The following is a 17,366-nucleotide window of genomic DNA, read 5'->3' as shown; positions in this document are numbered from 1 at the left end:
CCCTATTGGGCCGCGCCGCTTGCCGGTTTGGCGGCAGTGGCCGCTGCGGCCGCATCCGATGAAATGGACGGCGCCGCTGCATTCTGGCTGTCGAAATCGTGCTTTTCCTTGATGGCGTTATAGAAAAGCGTGGCGATCACCAGCAATACCGCCACCACGATGAAGACAGCAATGCCAAAGGTCGGGTTCTTCTTGCGCGGCGGTTTGTTCATGAGGCGGGCTCGGTTCGCGAAGCAGTCGCGGATGGTGTCTGGGAAGGCGGCATTCTACGCCCACTGAGCTTGCACACGGCTTGCAGTGGGCGGGCGCAGTGGCATGGACTTGTGAGCTTGCCGGGAAGCTCCAACCGCTGCCAGGCGCGTCGCACGGCTCGCTGTTTGAAGAGCAGCAAACGACGCACCCGCAGCCTTCCATCTACCTCACCACGGCCGGCCGCACCGGCAGCGCCGTCGAATACTTGATCTGCTCCATCGCAAAACTCGAACTCACGTCATACAGCGGCACCGCGGCGATCAGTTGCTTGTAGACACGGTCGTAGTCGTCGATATCGGATACCACCACGCGCAGCAGGTAATCGGTTTCGCCGCTCATCCGGTACACCTCCACCACTTCCGGAATTTCCTGCACCGCATGCGTAAAGGTTCGCGCCCACTCCTCCGTGTGCTGGTTGGTGCGTACCGCGACGAACACTGTCGTACCCACGCCGAGTTTGCGCGCGTCGCAAAGGGCGACCTGGGCGCGGATCACGCCCGCCTCTTTCAGACGCTGCAGCCGCTTCCAGCACGGCGTTTGCGACAGATTCACGCGTTGCGCCAGTTCGGCGATCGGCATGGTCGCGTCCTCCTGCAGCAGCTCCAACAGCTTCCGGTCGATGATATCCATTCCCATCATGACACCCCCATAGGAAATTATTCTACTTTTCAGATTCCAGGGGGAATTATATGGAAACTCTTTCTCCAGGCAAACCGGTATAAATATCGTTATCCGAAAATAACCGATGAGCAGCCCAGCCGCTGCCTGATCAACATGAGCCAAGACCTCCGCTCCGCACCGCTCGAACGCCTTCCCGCCCAACGCTTGCAACCCGTCAAAACGGCTCAGGCGGGCTCGCTCGAACAGGTGGACGTGCTATTGCGCGCCGTGCGCAACGCGCCGCTCGCGCGCCTCTGCGATGCCCTGGATGCGATATTCGACGCCTGCGCTCACTTCCCCGAACCGTCGGATTCGACCTTCTTCGCGCGCAGCATGCGCATTGCGCTCGCCGCCGCCGCGGGGAACCCCGATTTGCTCACGGCGGCGCAGCGTGAGGGCTCGGTCGAGAAGTACCGGCGTCATCTGCTGGCAGCCGATCCGCGCGGCCGCTATGCAATCGCCGCGCTGGTGTGGCTGCCGCAACAGGCGAGCCCCGTTCATGCCCATCACACGTGGTGCGGCTACGCGGTGGTGGATGGCACGCTGAGCGAAACGGTTTTCGAATGGAACGGCGCGCAGCATTGCGCGAGCGCCACGCGTACGCAGGCGCGCAAGCGGGGCGCGGTGTCGTTCGTGCGCGGCGGCCGCGGCGGGATTCATCAACTGGGTAATCAAAGCGAGGCGCCGGCCGTTTCGCTGCATATTTATGGCGTCGCGGGCGCGCAGATCGCGACACACGTCAACGACATCGTGCGTACGGCGAATGTGCCGTCGCTGGCCTGAAACGACACGCGGCGGCGCGGCCACAAAAGACCCACTTCCCGCTCCCGGCAGCCATCAACTCTTCCCGCCCGCCTCACCCGCCGTCGGAATCTGCGGCGGAATCGGCGCGGTTTCCCCGGTCGGCGGCGGCGCGGGCCGCGGTTCATGCGATACATCGCGCGCCACGGCGAGCGGCGCATGCACCGCCCGCGCCGCCGACGCCGCCCCGCTTTGCACATGCTCATGCGGATGCGAATGCGGAGCGAATCCCGACACCTCGTCGTCCTGCAAAGGCTGCCCGTCGCTATCTTTCGACGATGTGTACACGCGCATCTGCGGCACCGGAATCTCGATGCCCGCTTCATCCATCTTGCGCTTCAGACGCAGATTGAAGGCGCGCGCCACGCTCCATTGCTGCAACGGCCGCGTCTTGATCTGCCCTTTCACGACCATCCAGTTCGGATCGAAACGGTCCAGCCCCCACACCTCGATCGGTCCAAGCATCTCGCGCCGGTAACGGAAGTCGGCCATCAGATCCGCGCCGACTTCGCGAATCAGTTGCGTGATCTGATCGACATCGGTGGTGAACGACATGCGCACTTCGAACACCGCATACGCGAAATCGCGCGACAGGTTCTTGACGATCTTGATCTGCGAAAACGGGATCGCGTGAATCGCGCCCTGGCCGTCGCGCAGCCGCACGGTACGGATCGACAGATGCTCGACCGTGCCGGCATGGCCGCCGTCCACGTCGATCCAGTCGCCCACCGAAATCGTATCCTCGATGATGATGAACAGCCCCGTGATCAGGTCGGTCACGAGCGACTGTGCGCCGAAGCCGATCGCGAGCCCGATCACGCCGGCGCCCGCCAGCAGCGGCGTGACATTGATGCCGAGATTCGCCGCCGTGACGATGCCGGCGATCGTCATGATCGAGACCAGCAAGACGTTGCGCACCAGCGGCAGCATCGTGCGGGCGCGCATGCTCGGCGCGCGCGCCTTGTTGCGCGGCCCGGCGGGGTTGAGCGCCTCGGTGATCGCCGTGTCGACCAGAATCCACAGCAGCCAGGCAATGAACACGGTGGCGACGATCGCCGTCACCGCATGCGCGATACCGCGCGCGGCGACGTTTTCCTCGACCACCGCGGCGAGCGAAACGCCCCACAAACGCGCTGCGAGTTCGAAGAAGAACAGCCAGATGAAGAGCGTCAGCAGCGTGCCGAAAAAGCGCAGCAAGCGCGTCAGATACGGTGAGCGGCGACGCGTGCGCGCACTGCGCGGACGCGTCAGACGCAACACGACGGCCGACAGGAAAAACGCCAGCACCAGCAAGGCCGCGGTTACCACTGAAATCTGCAGCACGTTTTCACTGGAGCCCGAACCGCCGAGCGTGGCGACTACCGAGGCGGTGGCCAGCACCAGCACGGGCACGTGCCACAGCGCGGCGAGCACGTCGAAGGCGTCGGTGGCGGCCTTGTGATTGGTGCGCTGCTCGTAAGGGCGATTGCGGATCAGATGCGCGACCGGCCGGCGAAACGCGAGCGCGAAATAGCCGGTAAGCACGGCGGCCGTCATGTTGGCCGCCGTCGAAATCAGCGCGGCGAGGTTCGAGCCGAGCTGATGCGCGACGTCGTAATTGACGGCGGCGTCGCCGAGCGCGCCGCACACGCCGACCACGAACAGCACGCGCCGCGCATGATCGATCAGCAGGCGCACCGCGATCCGCCGATGCCCCGAGCCGAACAGCGAAAACATGATCAGGCAGATCGCCGAAAACACCGCGCCCGCGACGATCGCATACGCGACCACCATGCCGAGCGTACGGCCGAGCGCGTCGGGCATGGCGCGCACGAACAGCAACGCCGCCACGAAGGCGATGATCCAGGGTCCGACGCGGCGCAGCGCGAAGATCAGCAGTTCGCGCGTGGTGGGATTCGGCTGCAGTCCCATGACGATGCCGAAGCGCCGGTACAGGCGGTGCTGCACATAGATCAGCGCGCCGGCACAGGCGCCCCAGCCGGCCAGCATGGCCGCCATCGAAAACAGAATCCGCCCGAAGCTCTCGTGCCCCTGCCCCGAAATGATCGTGTAGAGCTCGTTGCCGGCCGCGTTGAAGCGGCCGCCCCAATAGCGGACCGGCGTGCGGCCCTGATGCACGTCGGATTCGAACGAGGCGATGCCCGACGCGATCGCGCCAAGCAAGCCGGGGCTCGGTTGCGCAGGCGCGGGCGGCGCGACGTTTTGCGAGACGTCGCGTAATTTCTTGAGTTGAGCGACGAGCGCGGTGCGCTGGCGGTCGTTGTCGAGCGTGGAAATCACGCTGTCGAGCGAGTGCGCCAATTCCGCCTGACTCGCCGGCGACGGCGCGGACGCGGCCTCCGCCGCCGAAGCGCCTGAAGCGGCGGACGCGGGCGTCGCCGAGACCGTCGCGCTGTTGATCAGGCTCTGCAAGGCCGGGATGACGGGCGTGGCGGTGGGGGCGCCGGCTGCACGCGCGTTCGTGGGCAATAAGCCGACACACAGGATCAGCGCGACAAACACCGCGGCTGCCCATGCGGCGAACCGCGCGGCGAGTAGCGGGCGCGCGCCGCGGCGGGCCTCGCATGCGCTACGGTCAGAAGAAAAATGAAAGGCGGCGTGGGTCGCCGGCTGCCCGCCGTTGGACGGCGCAGCCTCGGACTCACGCCGCGACGGGCATGACTGCATGGCAATCCGTAAGAAAACGGGAGACGCCAGTGTATCCGCAGTTATATCGGGAGCGAGCGAACTTGCGTAACCGAATGTTAGGACGCTTGCGCGGACCCAGGCGTTGTGAAGACCGCGCGTGAGTTGTCACAACGCGTTGGCAGCTCCCGCGCACGGCCCACTCGGCCTCGTTTCAGGCTCAATAAGCGACCGTTGCGATTTGACGGATGAACCGGCCCTGCTCCAGTTCATCGACGAAAGCAATGGCGTAATCTTCCGCGGAAATGCGGCTATTGCCCTCGGCGTCGGCCAGCAGCGTGTTCGCGCCCGTGCGGAACTTGCCGGTGCGCTCGCCCGGCGCAATGATCGCGGCCGGCGCGAAGAAGGTCCAGTCGAGGTCGGTCGCGGCACGGTAGTCGTCGAGTATCTTGCGATGCGCGAGCGCGATCGGCTTGTACGCGTCAGGAAAGCCTTCCGAATCGACCAGTTGCTTGCCCGGCGCCACTTCGAGCGAACCCGCGCCGCCCACCACGACGAGGCGCTTCAGCCCCGCCGCTCGCACGCCTTCGATCAGCGCGCGAGTCGCTTTGTCGAGCGCCGCGAGATCGTCTTGCGGCGGGGCATAGGCGCTCGCCACCACGTCGTGACCGCGCACCGCGGCGCCGACGCTCGCGGCATCGAGCAGATCGGCTTGCGCCGCTTTCAGGTTCGCCACATCGGTCGGAACGCGCGCCGGATTGCGCGCCAGCGCCGTCACCTGATGCCCGCGGCGGGCGGCTTCGGCGGCGATACGCGAACCAATCATGCCGGTGGCGCCGAACAACGCGATCTTCAACTGTTTGCTCATTTTCACTGCTCCTGTCATTGGCCAATATGTAACTACATCGATTACATATACCGAGGAAAAAAGAGGGGCTTGAGCCCCCGTTCGTTGAGAGAGGCGCATGCTGCGATTGACCGCCACGCGCCCTTCCGTACTGCTTTTCTTGCTACGTCATCCGTGCGAGCGTTTCTTGCGTTCGCGCTGCTTCTCCGCACGCACCACGTCGGCTGTGGCATCGGCTAGCGTACGCGCGCCAAGCGCGGCTTCCATGGCCTGCTGCGCTTCGTCGATGATGCCGCGCAGCACGCCCTGGATGTTGCGCCCGACCATGCACGCAGGATTCGGCTCCTCGCGATGCAACGCGAACAGTTGCGCGTCGTCTACCGCACGATACACCTCGAGCAGCGTGATCTCCTCCGGCGCCCGCGCCAGCAGCGCGCCGCCGCCCGCGCCGAGCTGCGAGGTGGTGAGACCCGCTTCCGCCAGCATGCTCAGAAGCCGCCGGATCAGCGCGGGATTCGTATTCACGCTGCCTGCGATCATGTCCGACGATAACGGCGCGCCCTCCTGCAACGACAGCAGCGCGAGCACGTGCACCGCGAATGCAAACCGGCTACTCGTGTTCACAACAAACCCGCCCGGCGACGACAATGTGTAACCATAGTAATTACATTTAATCCGACTGTCAAACGAGGTGGCGATCCAGCCGGCATGTCACTTGTCCATCTGCTTTTGCGCATCGCCCGACTCGCCCGATGACGACGAAGCCGCAGCATTCGTCGACGACGCCGAGCTTTGCACCGACCATTCCTGGAGCTTGCGCCCCGCCGATTCGAGCCCCTGCCCGGTCAGCGACGCGGCCTTGCCAAGCTGCGCATTGGTGGCGCTCGCCGCGCTCTGCAGATTCGCTTGCGCGGTCGAAGCCAACGCGTTGGGGTCGATATTGATGGTGGGCGCCGAAGCCGATTCGAGGTTCTGCTGCGCGGCGGACTTGGTCGCATCGACTTGTTGGCCGACATAGCTGGCCGCCTGATCGAGCTTCTGACCGGCGACCTGGGCTGCGTCGTTGAGCTTGCCGGCAACCTGCCCGGCGGACGCGTCGTTCTTCTGACAGGCGGCGAGGCCGCCGAACACGACGGCAACAAACACGGCACGGCGCAGCAAGGATGAACGGATGGATGAAATCATGATTGTGTATGAGCCGCGTCGAGCGGCTTCCGCATGCGAAAACGCGCCAATGATACGCCGTTGCGCTGCGCGCGCGTCTTAACGGGCATCTGGAAGCCCGTTCGCTCTCAACTGCGGCACGCCGGCACCGAGTTCAACGGAGACGAGGCGCACGCATCCGATCGTGTCCATTGCATGATCCGTCGCGGTTCTGTCAAACGTAGTGGAGTAGACTGCCTGAGCTTATGAACGTCGATGACGTGAGCGTCAAAGAGCATTCGCTGTGTTCCGTTGATCAATTGGAGGCATACGATGGCGGCAAAGAAGATTCTGTTCCTGACCGGTGACTTCGCCGAGGATTACGAAACGATGGTGCCGTTTCAGGCGCTGCAGGCAGTCGGCCATGTGGTCGACGCGGTCTGCCCGAACAAGAAGGCGGGCGACCGGATCAAGACCGCGATTCACGATTTCGAAGGCGATCAGACTTACACCGAAAAACCCGGCCATCAATTCACGCTCAACGCCACCTTCGACGACGCCGACCCGCGCCAATACGACGCGCTCGCGATCGCCGGCGGCCGCGCGCCGGAGTATCTGCGGCTCAATCACAAGGTGATCGAGCTCGTGCGGCAATTCGCCGAAGCCGGCAAGCCGATCGCGGCCATTTGCCACGCCGCGCAACTGCTGGCCGCCGCCGACGTGATCCGCGGCAAACGCATTTCCGCCTACCCGGCCTGCGCGCCCGAAGTAAAGCTCGCGGGCGGTGAATACGCCGACATTCCCGTCGACGCCGCGATCACCGACGCCAATTTCGTCACCGCGCCGGCGTGGCCCGCGCATCCGGAGTGGCTGCGTCAATTCCTCGTGCTGCTCGGCACGCGCATCGAACTCTGATCTGTCTGCCTGACCCATCGGCGAGCGCGTTGTCCTTGCGGCCACGCGCGCTCGCCAAACTAACCTGAATTGAGACTAGTCCGATAGTTCGTAGTGGAAGGCTTTCCTATAGTCGCCGGCTGACTTGGGAGAGTTTTTTCAATGGAACTGACCGACTGGATCGTCATTCTCGCCGTCGTGTTGATGGCAATTGCCTTTTTCTGCGGACGCACGCCGGCCAACTGGTCGTGCGAAAACCGCGCGCGCCGTCTGGCGGGCACGCGCATGCTGGTTCAGGCCGCGTGTTCGGTATGGGCTGCGCTGCTGATCGCCGCGCGCGGCCTCTTTGCGCTGGACGGGCTGCTCGGTCTGCGCCCGGCGCCGCTGGAAGCCCTGACGGGCGTCGCGATCCTGATAGCCTGCGGCTGCTACTGGTCGATTCGCGGCAGCAGACTGCTCAAGCCACGCCGCCTCTTTACCGCGTGACGGCTACGGCGTACTGATGCCGGGCCGCGCGTCCGCCGCATGCGCGGCGGCGCCATCACTTCCACTCCTTCGATCGCGATCTTCCAGGCCCGGGCGGGCATCGCGAACGGCTTGAACACTTGTCACCACCAGTGGCGCTAACGTGCCGACAGCCTGCTGCGCAATCCGCGCCTCGGCTTCAGGCAGCGACAGATAGAACGTCGTGCCCGCGCCTTCTTTCGACTCCGCCCACACACGTCCGCCGTGCCGCTCCACCACGCGGCGCACGAGCGCGAGGCCGATACCCTCGCCCGCCGCCACATTGCCGTGCAGGCGCTGAAACGCGCTGAATAGCCGCGGCAAGGCGACCGCCGGAATTCCCAGGCCGTTGTCCCGCACGTAAAAGATCCGCAGCGAGTGCACGCCCGGCGGCGCCGGCGTCGTGCCGATCTCGATCCGGCCTTCCCGCGACGGGTCCAGATAGTTCACCGCGTTGCCGATCAGGTTCGCGAACACCTGTTCCAGCGCGGTGGGGTCGCCCCACACAGCGGGTAATTCGTCCACGCTGACCACAGCGCGGCGCGCGCGGATCGAGCCTTGCATCGCGTCGATGACGCGCGGCACGATATCGCGCACCTCGACCTTCTGCTGCCGGTACTCCACCCGGCCGACCCGCGAGAGGCGCAACAGCGCGTCGATGATGTGCGAAGCGCGCAGCACCGCCGTCTGCAGATAGTGCAATGCTTCGCCGATGTCCTCGTCGACCACCCGCTCGATGCGCTGCCGCGTCTCGGCCGCGAGCGACGACTCGCGCACGGCGGCGCGCAGTTCGTCGCACGAGCGAATCAGCTCCTTCGAGAAGCCTTGCAGGTTCACTAGCGGCGCACGCAGATCGTGCGACACGCTATAGATGAACATTTCGTTTTCCTGGGTCTGCTGACGCAAGTTCTCGTTGATCCGCGCCAGTTCGCCGGTGCGGCGCGCAAGATCGGCCCGGAAGCGCGCCTGGATACGCTCGGCTTCGAGCAGGCGCCGGCTGGTCTCGTGCAAGGTCAGATCGAGGCGCGCAATCTCGTCGCGGCCGGGGCCGATCGGCGCCAGCGGTTCATTGCCCGCGAGGCGCCCGGCGTTGTCGGCGAGAACCGCGAGCCGGCCGCGCACGCCGCGCGTGAACAACCAGACGGCCAGCGCGACGAACAGCAAGGAGCCGAACACGGCCGCGACCACCAGGGTTTGCTGCCGCTCGCGCGCGGCGTCGGCGGCATTCGAACGCAGTGTGTCGAGACGCCGCTCTTCCGCCTGGAACGCCGCGACTTGCTGACGAAAACGGTCGAGCACATCGGACGGCGCGAGCTCGCGGAAGCGCGCGAGCACGTCGCGCCGCCGGCCCGAATGCAGCATGTCCTGGATGCGATCCGACCATTGCCGGTAAGCCTGCACCGACTGGCGGACCTGAACCACGCGCTCGACTTGCGCCGGGTTGTCGGCGACCAGTTCGGCCAGTTGATCGATGCGCCGGTCGACGTCCATCCACACCGACACCGGCGTGGAAAAACGGGCGTCGTTGGCAAGCACCGCGCCGCGCAGCGCGACCGACTCGCCCAGCACCGGATCGAGAATCGCGGTGGTCTGGCGCAGCACGTCCTGGCTATGGATGGCCCAGCGTTCCGCCTGTGTCGCATCCGCTTGCGCCTTGACCAGTCCGGACAATAGCGCCATTTCGAAGAGGGCCGGAATCGCGATCAGCAACAGGCCTTTAGTGGTCAGTCTCATGCGTGCGCATTGGAGGTCGGTGGCCCTGCAGATCATGCTCGGGGACGGCACATTATGTCGGCGATTGTGCGGGAAAACAAAGAGTGCACGCCATTGACCAGGCATGTGCCGCCAGCGTGCGCGCCAGGCGCACGCAAGACGTCAGGCTTCTGAATTTAAACGTAATGCAAATCGAATATTTTGCCCCGCTTTGGGTCGCAGTGTTCGCCGCAGAAAACATGTGCACATTAATTGTGCGTTTTGTCAGAATTCAGGTGCAGAGGCAACGGCTCAAGCGTTGCCCAAAATGCACGCTCGATCCCATCCCGGTGCCGATTTGCACCTTGCCGGCGCGGTTTGCGCACAAGTTTGGCCCGCTTCTTGCATTCACTGCCCGCTTTTTTGGCATACGCAGGACACATCGATGGAAAGTCTGAAAACCGGCACCGACACCCTCTTCCTTCTGCTCGGTGCCGCGATGGTGCTCGCCATGCACGCGGGATTCGCGTTCCTCGAACTCGGGACGGTGCGCAAAAAGAATCAGGTCAATGCGCTAGTGAAAATTCTGGTGGATTTCTCGGTCTCGACGATCGCGTATTTCTTTATCGGCTACACCATCGCGTACGGCGTGCAGTTCTTCGGCAGCGCCGAGTCGCTGGCAGCGCACAACGGCTATGCGCTGGTGCGCTTCTTCTTCCTGCTGACGTTCGCCGCCGCGATTCCCGCGATCGTGTCGGGCGGCATCGCCGAACGCTCGAAGTTCAACCCGCAACTCTTCGCGACGTTCGTGCTGGTCGGCTTCATCTATCCGTTCTTCGAAGGGATTGCGTGGAACAACCGGTTCGGCATCCAGGACTGGCTCGCCCACGTGTTCGGCGTGCCGTTCCACGACTTCGCCGGCTCGGTCGTCGTGCACGCGTTCGGCGGCTGGGTCGCGTTGCCGGCCGTGCTGCTGCTAGGCGCCCGACACGGCCGCTATCACCGCGACGGCGGTATCGCCGCGCATCCGCCTTCGAATATTCCGTTCCTCGCGCTCGGCGCCTGGGTGCTGGCGGTCGGCTGGTTCGGCTTTAACGTGATGAGCGCGCAGACCATCGACAAGATCAGCGGTCTCGTTGCCGTCAATTCGCTGATGGCGATGGTCGGCGGCACGCTGACCGCGTGGCTCGCGGGCCGCAACGACCCCGGCTTCACGTACAACGGGCCGCTCGCCGGACTGGTGGCAGTGTGCGCGGGCTCCGATGTGATGCATCCGCTCGGCGCGCTGGTGACGGGCGGCATCGCCGGGGTGCTGTTCGTTTATATGTTCACCTGCGTGCAGAACCGCTGGCGCATCGACGACGTGCTGGGCGTGTGGCCGCTGCACGGTTTGTGCGGCGCGTGGGGCGGCATCGCGGCAGGCATCTTCGGCTTGCGCGCGCTCGGCGGTCTGGGCGGCGTGTCGTTCGGCGCGCAACTGGTGGGCACGCTGGGCGGAATCGCGGTCGCCACGCTCGGCGGCACGCTCGTGTACGGCGCGATCCGGCTGACAGTGGGCCTGAGGCTCGATCAGGAAGACGAATACAACGGCGCCGATCTGTCGATCCATAAGATTTCGGCGACCTCGGAGTGAGCTTCGAGCGGGAGCGCGGGCTGGCGGTTTAGGTGCGTGCAGGGGTCGCGCCGGCGGCGCGCCGCCCAGGTTGGGTCCGGGCCGGAGCGTCGTTGGCACTCTCGTCGCGTGAATGAGTCGCGCCGGCGGCGCGCGAAGATCCATCGCGTGAATCTCGCCAGCGCCGGATGAATATGCGTCCCGCCATCGGACAGCGCGCGCCAGCAACCCGCTGGTGACCGCCCCGACCTGTCCCCACATGCACGCGCCGATGTTAGACTTGCGCGCTGGAGATGGCATTCTCCCTTAACCGCCCTCGTGGCTGATGATGCCTGCTTCGTCCGGCTGAACGCAGGGGCGGCATCGCGCTCCTCGCTCTGGCCGGTTTGTCGACACTCCGGTTTTGCCAGGCCTCCTCCCATGTATTGGTCCATTCTCGCTGTCGGCATCGGCGGCGCGCTCGGTTCGTTATTCCGCTGGTTTCTGGGCATTCGCCTGAACGGCGTCTTCAGCGGCATGCCGCTCGGCACCTTCGCCGCCAATGTCATTGCCGGCTACGTCATCGGCGTCGCGGTCGCCGGCTTCGCGCGGGCGCCGCAGATCGCGCCCGAATGGCGGCTCTTCGTCATTACCGGCTTGATGGGCGGCCTGTCGACCTTCTCGACTTTCTCAGCGGAAGTGGTGCAGCGCCTGCAGGACGGCCGGCTTGGCTGGGCGGCGGGCGAAATCGTGATTCACGTGGCCGCCTCGCTTCTGATGACCATTCTCGGCATTGCGACGGTGTCGCTGCTGTCGCGCTGAAGTCGCGGCGAGCTGAAGCGCTCGAGGCGTGCGCGCCTCCGCCTCGTTTCGCCTCCGCCTCGTTTCGCTTCGTGAAGCTTTAGCATGTCCCTGCCGGCGTAGCACCACGCTGCAGCGCTTTCTTGACCCGCGCCAGCCGGCGTCAATTTGAAGCCTACAATCAGCTTGCAGTCCGATCAGGCTCGACGTAGAGTGTGCGCTCGACAAACCAGCACATGAGGTGGCGGATGTTCAAGTTCCTGGCGTTATGTGTCGCATTGGGTGCCTCCGGCTCGGCCTTCGCCAAAGCCGATTGCCCGGCCCATCCGAAGAGCGAGTGGATGAAGGAATCGGATGCCCGCGCCCAACTCGAAGCAGAGGGCTACAAGATCAAGAAGTTCAAGGTCGACGGCAACTGCTACGAAATCTACGGCCACAACAAAGAGGGCAAAAAGGTCGAGATCTACTACGACACCAAGACGCTTGCCGTCGTGAAGTCCGAGATCGACTAACGCCTCGCGCGCGCGATGCCCGTCAAGACCTGGGACATGGGCGTGCGGTTCACGCACTGGACCGTCGCGGGCATCGTCGTGTGGAATCTGTTTGGGCCCACTGATCAGGCGCACCGGCTACTGGGATATATCGCTGCGGGTCTGGTTGCCTGTCGCATCGCGTGGGGGTTTATCGACACGCGGTACGCGCGATTCTCCGCCTGGTGGCCGACGCCGGCGCATCTGAAAACCTACGTGCGCTCGCTGGCCGCCGGCAAGCCGCAGCATCATCTGTCGCACAATCCGCTCGGCGGGCTGATGGCCATCGCCCTCTGGCTGCTGATTCTGGCACTCGCAGCAAGCGGCTGGCTGATGCGCCTCGACGCCTTCTGGGGCGAAGACTGGCCGCATGACCTTCACACGTATCTGTCAATCGCGCTGCAAGTCTGTGTGTGCGTCCATGTCCTCGCGTCTGTCGTCATGAGCATCTGGACACGCGACAACCTGATCCGTGCGATGCTCACCGGCTACAAACGCGATCCCGCCGACAAGCGCTGACCGTTGCCAGCAATGGTCTTTACCATCGAGACGCCGGAGCAAGCAGACAAGCGGGAAAAGATATCCGACGCAAACTAAAGCTGGTCGGCAAGCTGATTCGAATACAGACCGATCAACCAGTCGATAAAAATGTCGACGCGCCTCGGCTTGGTCCGATTAGGCATATACACGACGGACACAGGGCGAGGATTCGACGGATAGTCTCTCAGCACCTTTTTCAGTCGACCGGATCGCACATGCGGGTCGAGCACAAAGGTGCCGCCCTGTATCAGTCCGAGGCCCGCAAGCCCACATGCCACATACGTATCCGCGTCGTTCACCAGGATCGAACTTTTCAGCGCAACGGAACGGACCTCGTTTCCCTCGAGAAAATCCCAACTTCTGACACGGCCTGACTTCAGGGCGTAATTCACGCCGATATGATTGCCGAGGTCATCCAGGGATAACGGCTCGCCATGCGCCCGGATGTAGTCGGGCGACGCGTAGGTCAACGTTTTGTAGTTGCCCACTGTCTTGGCGACCACGCCGAGTTCGCTTACCGGTCCCACGCGCACCGCGCAGTCCAGCCCCTCCTCGATCAGATCGGGATGATGATCGGCAATGCTGATGTCCAGTTGAATGTCTGGATTGCTGGCGAAGAAACTAGGTAGTTCCGGGATAACGACCGACTTCGCGACTAACGAGGGCATGCTGACACGGACTATTCCGCTATTGCTTCCTTTGGATGCCTGAGCGTCGGCGTCCATCTCTTCCAGATCCCGCAGAAGCGCGACGCAACGTTCGTAGTAGCGAATGCCTGCATCGGTCGGCTTGCTGCGACGTGTTGTCCGGATAAGAAGCTTCACGCCCAGGTCCGACTCGAGCGCCTGAACCATACGGGTGACATAGACCGTCGACGTATGCAGGACTTCAGCGGCTCTCGTGAAGTTAGTCGATTCGACCACCTTCACATACGCCTTCATTGCGGAAATCTTGTCCATTGTTTTGCTGTCACGTCCTTCTTTGCATTTCGTAGTTCGTTACGTGTACCGGGAGGTCTCCACAGCCGGTATGCACGGATATTCGAGAATCGATTGTCGACGATCAGAACACCGCTGTCGAACGACCGAAAGCGCCGCGACGCAGTCTGATCCCGCGAATCTCATTGACCCTCCGTCTACGCCAGTGAGCTTGCCGGGTAAGGCTCGATCAATTCCGCGAAACGGTCCGCGAGTGTCTGCCTTGCACGCGCGGGCCAGATCGCGCTGAGTTCGAAAAGCGGCAGCGCTGCGCCGTCGACGATCTCGCACAGCTTGACTCCGCTAAATTGCAGTGCCCGCACCGAACGCGGCAGCAGCGAAACACCGCACCCCGCGGCGACGCATGCGAGCACGGTCAATGACCGGTTTGCGTCCTGCACGATCTCCACCGCGCAATCCGCCTGCCGGAACGCGCTCAGGATGCCCGCGCGAATGTTGGGTAACTGGCCCTGCGGGAACCATACGAGGCCGTGCTGCGCGAGCTCGCGTAACGACACTCTCGCGCCGGCCTCCAGCGGAAAAGTCGCCGGCAACACTGCGATCAGTTGCTCCCGCGCGATCAACTTCTCCCGCATCTTGCCCGCGACCGCCACCGGCGTATGCAACAAGCCGATATCGATCTCCCCTTTTTCGAGCGCGCTTGCCTGCTCGGCGTTACTCATCTCGCGCAACACCAACTCGACATCCGGCACCGATGCACGCAACGCCGCAATCGCGCGCGGCAGCACCTCGAACAACGCCGCCGAAGCGAAACCCACCGTCAGACGCCCTGCCCGTTGCGCGCCGATCTCTCGCGCGCGGTGCGAGGCGGCGTCGATTCTCGCGACGCTCATCCGCACGTCTTCGACGATCGCCAGCCCGGCGGCGGTCAGGTCCGCACCACGGCGCGTGCGGTTGAACAGCTTGACGCCCAGTTCCTTTTCCATGCGCGTGAGCGCCTGACTCAGCGCGGGTTGCGCGATGTTCAGCCGATCTGCGGCGCGCGTGACGCTGCCTGCATCGGCGACGCAGAGGAAGTACTTGAGATTGCGCGTGTCCATATTAAAACGATATGAAAAATGATCATTTGCATCATATATCTTTATCCACCCGGTCACTAGAATGCCTTCACGTGCGATGCCGCAAGCGGCCAATCGGCACGAACAAATATCAGCCTTGCATGAGACCGAGGAAGGCGCCAAAGCGCCGACTCCGGTCGACAGGAGACAAAGATGAACTGGTACCGCGAAATATCGCCGCTGGAAAAACGCACCCTGTGGAGCTGCTTTGCCGGTTGGGCGCTCGACGGCGTGGACACGCAGTTGTTCAGCCTCGTGATCCCGACTTTGCTCGTCACGTGGGGCATCGGCAAAGGTCAGGCCGGCTTGATCGGAGGCGCGACGCTAGTCGCCGGCGCGTTGGGCGGACTGCTTGCGGGCATGCTGTCGGATCGGTACGGCCGCGTGCGCGCCTTGCAGATCACGGTGGTGTGGTTCTCACTCTTCACCTTTTTCAGCGCCTTCGCGCAGAACTTCGAGCAGTTGCTGGTTCTCAAGGCATTGCAAGGCGTGGGCTTCGGCGGCGAATGGACCGCGGGCGCCGTGCTGTTGAGCGAGACCATGCGCGCGGAGCATCGCGGCAAGGCGATGGGCATTGTGCAGAGCGCGTGGGGTTTTGGCTGGGCGGGCGCCGTGCTGCTGTACACGCTGGTCTTCTCGTTCGTGTCGCCGGATTGGGCGTGGCGCCTGCTGTTCGGCATCGGCGTGATTCCTGCCGGGCTCGTGCTTTATCTGCGCCGCAACGTGGTCGAACCGCCGCGAGCCGCCGCGCCGGCCGCATCGCCGAGACAGGCGCTCCCCGCCGCGCGCAATATCTTCGACCGGTCGGTGATCCGCACGACGATCGTGGGCGCGCTGATCGGAGTCGGGGCGCACGGCGGCTATCACGCGATAACGACGTGGCTGCCGACTTACCTCAAGACCGAGCGGCATCTGTCGGTGCTCGGCACCGGCGGGTATCTGGCCGTCATCATCACGGCGTTCATCTGCGGCTGCTTCGTGAGTGCGTGGCTTCAGGACCGGATCGGCCGCCGGCTCAATGTGATTCTGTTCGCCGTGTGCTGCATCGCGACGGTCAATCTCTACGTCTTCCTGCCGATGGGCGACACCGCCATGCTGTTCCTCAGCTTTCCGCTGGGCTTGTTTGCAGCCGGCATCCCCGCCACGCTCGGCGCCCTGTTCAACGAACTTTATCCGCAGGGTATTCGCGGCACCGGCGTGGGCTTTTGCTACAACTTCGGACGGATCGTCTCGGCAGGTTTTCCGGTGCTGGTCGGACACATGGGCAACTCGATGCCGCTCGGCTCGGCGCTCGGCATCGACGCCGGCATTGCCTACGGACTCGTGGTCGTGGCCGCGCTCATGCTGCCGGAAACGAAGAACCGCCGGATCGCGACGGTAACGGCCAACGCCGCGAGCCGCGCCTAACGGAAAAACCCATGATCGACGAACAGATTCAAACGATGCGGACGCAAGACACTACAGTGGCGGACCAGTGGTATCACGCCACGGATGGGCGGATCACTGCGATCGATGCGCACGCCCATGTCTTCGTGCGCGGCTTGCCGCTTGCACAGCAGCGCCGGCACGCGCCCGATTACGACGCAACCGTGGATGCCTACGCCGGTCACTTGCTGGCGAACGGCGTCTCGCACGCCGTGCTCGTGCAGCCCAGCTTTCTCGGTACCAACAACTCCTTTTTCCTCGATGTGGCGAAGCGCTATCCGCGACGTTTTCGCGGGGTGGCGGTGGTGGATTGCGCCGTCACCGATAGCGAGCTTGCGCGGTTGAATAGCATGGGCGTGGTGGGTATCCGATTGAATCTCATCGGCCTGAAGCTTCCTCAGCTGACCGCACCCGACTGGCAACGGCTGTTCGCGCGTATCAACGCGCTCGGCTGGCATGTCGAAGTTCACCGTCAAGCCGTGGATTTGCATGCCGTTGTCGGGCCGCTGCTCGAGCAGGGCTGCACGGTTGTCGTGGATCACTTCGGCCGGCCCGATCCGCGCAGCGCCGCCGACGATCCGGGCTTCAAGTACCTGTTGTCGCTTGCTGGTACCGGACGCGTTTGGGTGAAGCTGTCGGCGGCTTACCGGAGCGCGGTGAACGATGACGGTGCAGCATTGGGCACCGCGCTCGCGAGCCGCCTTCTCGACGCTTACACACCCGCGCGATTGGTCTGGGGCAGCGATTGGCCGCATACGCAGCATCAGCAGTTCGTCGATTACGCCGCTACCCGGTTGGCGCTCGATCAATGGGTCCCGGACGCAGCGCAGCGCGAGTCTATTTTGACGAACTCGGCGCGCACGCTTTATCGATTCGAATAAGCGCTTGATCGGGCGGTGGCCAATTCGACGTCGGGCGCAGGGCTGAATCCAAAGGTACAGTCGCTGTTTGCAGAGTATTGTGAATTGTCCGGCGACCAATCGATGCTAGTAGCAACGCCAAAAA

General features: G+C 63.9%; 18 protein-coding genes and 1 riboswitch. Of the genes, 9 read left to right on the top strand and 9 right to left on the bottom strand.

The genetic code is table 11. The features are described 5' to 3' along the window. Positions 1–2: 2 nt before the first annotated feature. The gene (locus PQR54_RS19625) at positions 3–212 is read right to left on the bottom strand and encodes a hypothetical protein (protein ID WP_408248537.1); all 210 of its coding nucleotides are present in this window, start codon (positions 210–212) and stop codon (positions 3–5) included. 202 nt (positions 213–414) lie between these two features. Continuing rightward, a complete protein-coding gene (locus PQR54_RS19620) occupies positions 415–888 on the bottom strand; it encodes an Lrp/AsnC family transcriptional regulator (protein WP_041758868.1) in 474 nt (157 codons plus the stop codon). Positions 889–1,125: 237 nt separating this feature from the next. On the opposite strand from PQR54_RS19620, the gene PQR54_RS19615 reads away from it, so the two are divergent. Continuing rightward, positions 1,126–1,695 carry a cysteine dioxygenase family protein gene (locus PQR54_RS19615; RefSeq protein WP_408248685.1) on the top strand — a complete coding sequence of 190 codons (570 nt, stop codon included), beginning with the start codon at positions 1,126–1,128 and terminating at the stop codon, positions 1,693–1,695. Between the two features lie 54 nt (positions 1,696–1,749). Here PQR54_RS19615 and PQR54_RS19610 read toward each other — a convergent pair whose 3' ends face one another. The 4 genes from PQR54_RS19610 to PQR54_RS19595 all read right to left on the bottom strand — a co-directional run bounded on the left by PQR54_RS19610 (position 1,750) and on the right by PQR54_RS19595 (position 6,370). Continuing rightward, positions 1,750–4,380, bottom strand: coding sequence for a mechanosensitive ion channel domain-containing protein (locus PQR54_RS19610; RefSeq protein ID WP_408248535.1), 2,631 nt, complete (start codon positions 4,378–4,380; stop codon positions 1,750–1,752). A gap of 178 nt (positions 4,381–4,558) precedes the next feature. Continuing rightward, complete coding sequence (locus PQR54_RS19605) at positions 4,559–5,206, bottom strand: NAD(P)-dependent oxidoreductase (protein WP_408248533.1); 648 nt, start codon at positions 5,204–5,206, stop codon at positions 4,559–4,561. Between the two features lie 147 nt (positions 5,207–5,353). Then, complete coding sequence (locus tag PQR54_RS19600) at positions 5,354–5,809, bottom strand: Rrf2 family transcriptional regulator (RefSeq protein WP_408248531.1); 456 nt, start codon at positions 5,807–5,809, stop codon at positions 5,354–5,356. Between the two features lie 87 nt (positions 5,810–5,896). Further along, the gene (locus PQR54_RS19595; protein WP_408248529.1) at positions 5,897–6,370 is read right to left on the bottom strand and encodes a BCAL1086 family glycoprotein; all 474 of its coding nucleotides are present in this window, start codon (positions 6,368–6,370) and stop codon (positions 5,897–5,899) included. Between the two features lie 291 nt (positions 6,371–6,661). Between PQR54_RS19595 and PQR54_RS19590 the strand changes: the two genes are divergently transcribed. Beyond that, positions 6,662–7,243, top strand: coding sequence for a DJ-1/PfpI family protein (locus tag PQR54_RS19590; protein ID WP_132374971.1), 582 nt, complete (start codon positions 6,662–6,664; stop codon positions 7,241–7,243). A 141-nt stretch (positions 7,244–7,384) separates the two neighbouring features. Beyond that, positions 7,385–7,708, top strand: a complete 324-nt coding sequence (locus tag PQR54_RS19585; RefSeq protein ID WP_408248527.1) for a hypothetical protein — start codon at positions 7,385–7,387, stop codon at positions 7,706–7,708. Between the two features lie 3 nt (positions 7,709–7,711). On the opposite strand, the gene PQR54_RS19580 is transcribed toward PQR54_RS19585, so the two are convergent. Beyond that, the gene (locus tag PQR54_RS19580; RefSeq protein WP_408248526.1) at positions 7,712–9,460 is read right to left on the bottom strand and encodes a sensor histidine kinase; all 1,749 of its coding nucleotides are present in this window, start codon (positions 9,458–9,460) and stop codon (positions 7,712–7,714) included. A gap of 403 nt (positions 9,461–9,863) precedes the next feature. Between PQR54_RS19580 and PQR54_RS19575 the strand changes: the two genes are divergently transcribed. The 4 genes from PQR54_RS19575 (at position 9,864) to PQR54_RS19560 (ending at position 12,859) form a co-directional block, all read left to right on the top strand. Next, positions 9,864–11,051, top strand: a complete 1,188-nt coding sequence (locus PQR54_RS19575; RefSeq protein WP_408248524.1) for an ammonium transporter — start codon at positions 9,864–9,866, stop codon at positions 11,049–11,051. A gap of 259 nt (positions 11,052–11,310) precedes the next feature. Continuing rightward, positions 11,311–11,372: riboswitch (Fluoride riboswitch) on the top strand. Positions 11,373–11,450: 78 nt separating this feature from the next. Beyond that, positions 11,451–11,831: a fluoride efflux transporter CrcB gene (crcB, locus tag PQR54_RS19570; RefSeq protein WP_168793426.1), complete on the top strand. Its 381-nt coding sequence runs from the start codon at positions 11,451–11,453 to the stop codon at positions 11,829–11,831. A gap of 227 nt (positions 11,832–12,058) precedes the next feature. Then, positions 12,059–12,322 (top strand): PepSY domain-containing protein, encoded by a 264-nt coding sequence (locus tag PQR54_RS19565; protein WP_408248522.1) that lies wholly within the window; start codon positions 12,059–12,061, stop codon positions 12,320–12,322. A gap of 15 nt (positions 12,323–12,337) precedes the next feature. Next, positions 12,338–12,859, top strand: coding sequence for a cytochrome b/b6 domain-containing protein (locus tag PQR54_RS19560; protein WP_408248520.1), 522 nt, complete (start codon positions 12,338–12,340; stop codon positions 12,857–12,859). A 74-nt stretch (positions 12,860–12,933) separates the two neighbouring features. Here PQR54_RS19560 and PQR54_RS19555 read toward each other — a convergent pair whose 3' ends face one another. Together PQR54_RS19555 and PQR54_RS19550 are read right to left on the bottom strand one after the other, a co-directional pair. Continuing rightward, positions 12,934–13,839 (bottom strand): LysR family transcriptional regulator, encoded by a 906-nt coding sequence (locus PQR54_RS19555; RefSeq protein WP_408248518.1) that lies wholly within the window; start codon positions 13,837–13,839, stop codon positions 12,934–12,936. A 176-nt stretch (positions 13,840–14,015) separates the two neighbouring features. After that, positions 14,016–14,918, bottom strand: a complete 903-nt coding sequence (locus tag PQR54_RS19550; protein ID WP_408248516.1) for a LysR family transcriptional regulator — start codon at positions 14,916–14,918, stop codon at positions 14,016–14,018. A gap of 171 nt (positions 14,919–15,089) precedes the next feature. Between PQR54_RS19550 and PQR54_RS19545 the strand changes: the two genes are divergently transcribed. Both PQR54_RS19545 and PQR54_RS19540 read left to right on the top strand, forming a co-directional pair. Next, entirely contained in the window at positions 15,090–16,343 is a 1,254-nt protein-coding gene (locus PQR54_RS19545; protein ID WP_408248514.1) for an MFS transporter, read from the top strand. Between the two features lie 11 nt (positions 16,344–16,354). After that, positions 16,355–17,242: an amidohydrolase family protein gene (locus PQR54_RS19540; RefSeq protein ID WP_408248513.1), complete on the top strand. Its 888-nt coding sequence runs from the start codon at positions 16,355–16,357 to the stop codon at positions 17,240–17,242. Positions 17,243–17,366 lie beyond the last annotated feature (124 nt).

It is taken from the genome of Paraburkholderia phytofirmans, assembly GCF_046028095.1.
Taxonomy (GTDB): Bacteria; Pseudomonadota; Gammaproteobacteria; order Burkholderiales; family Burkholderiaceae; genus Paraburkholderia; species Paraburkholderia phytofirmans_A.
The sequence above is the reverse complement of the archived record's forward strand: the minus strand, read 5'-3'. Positions and strand labels throughout refer to the sequence as shown.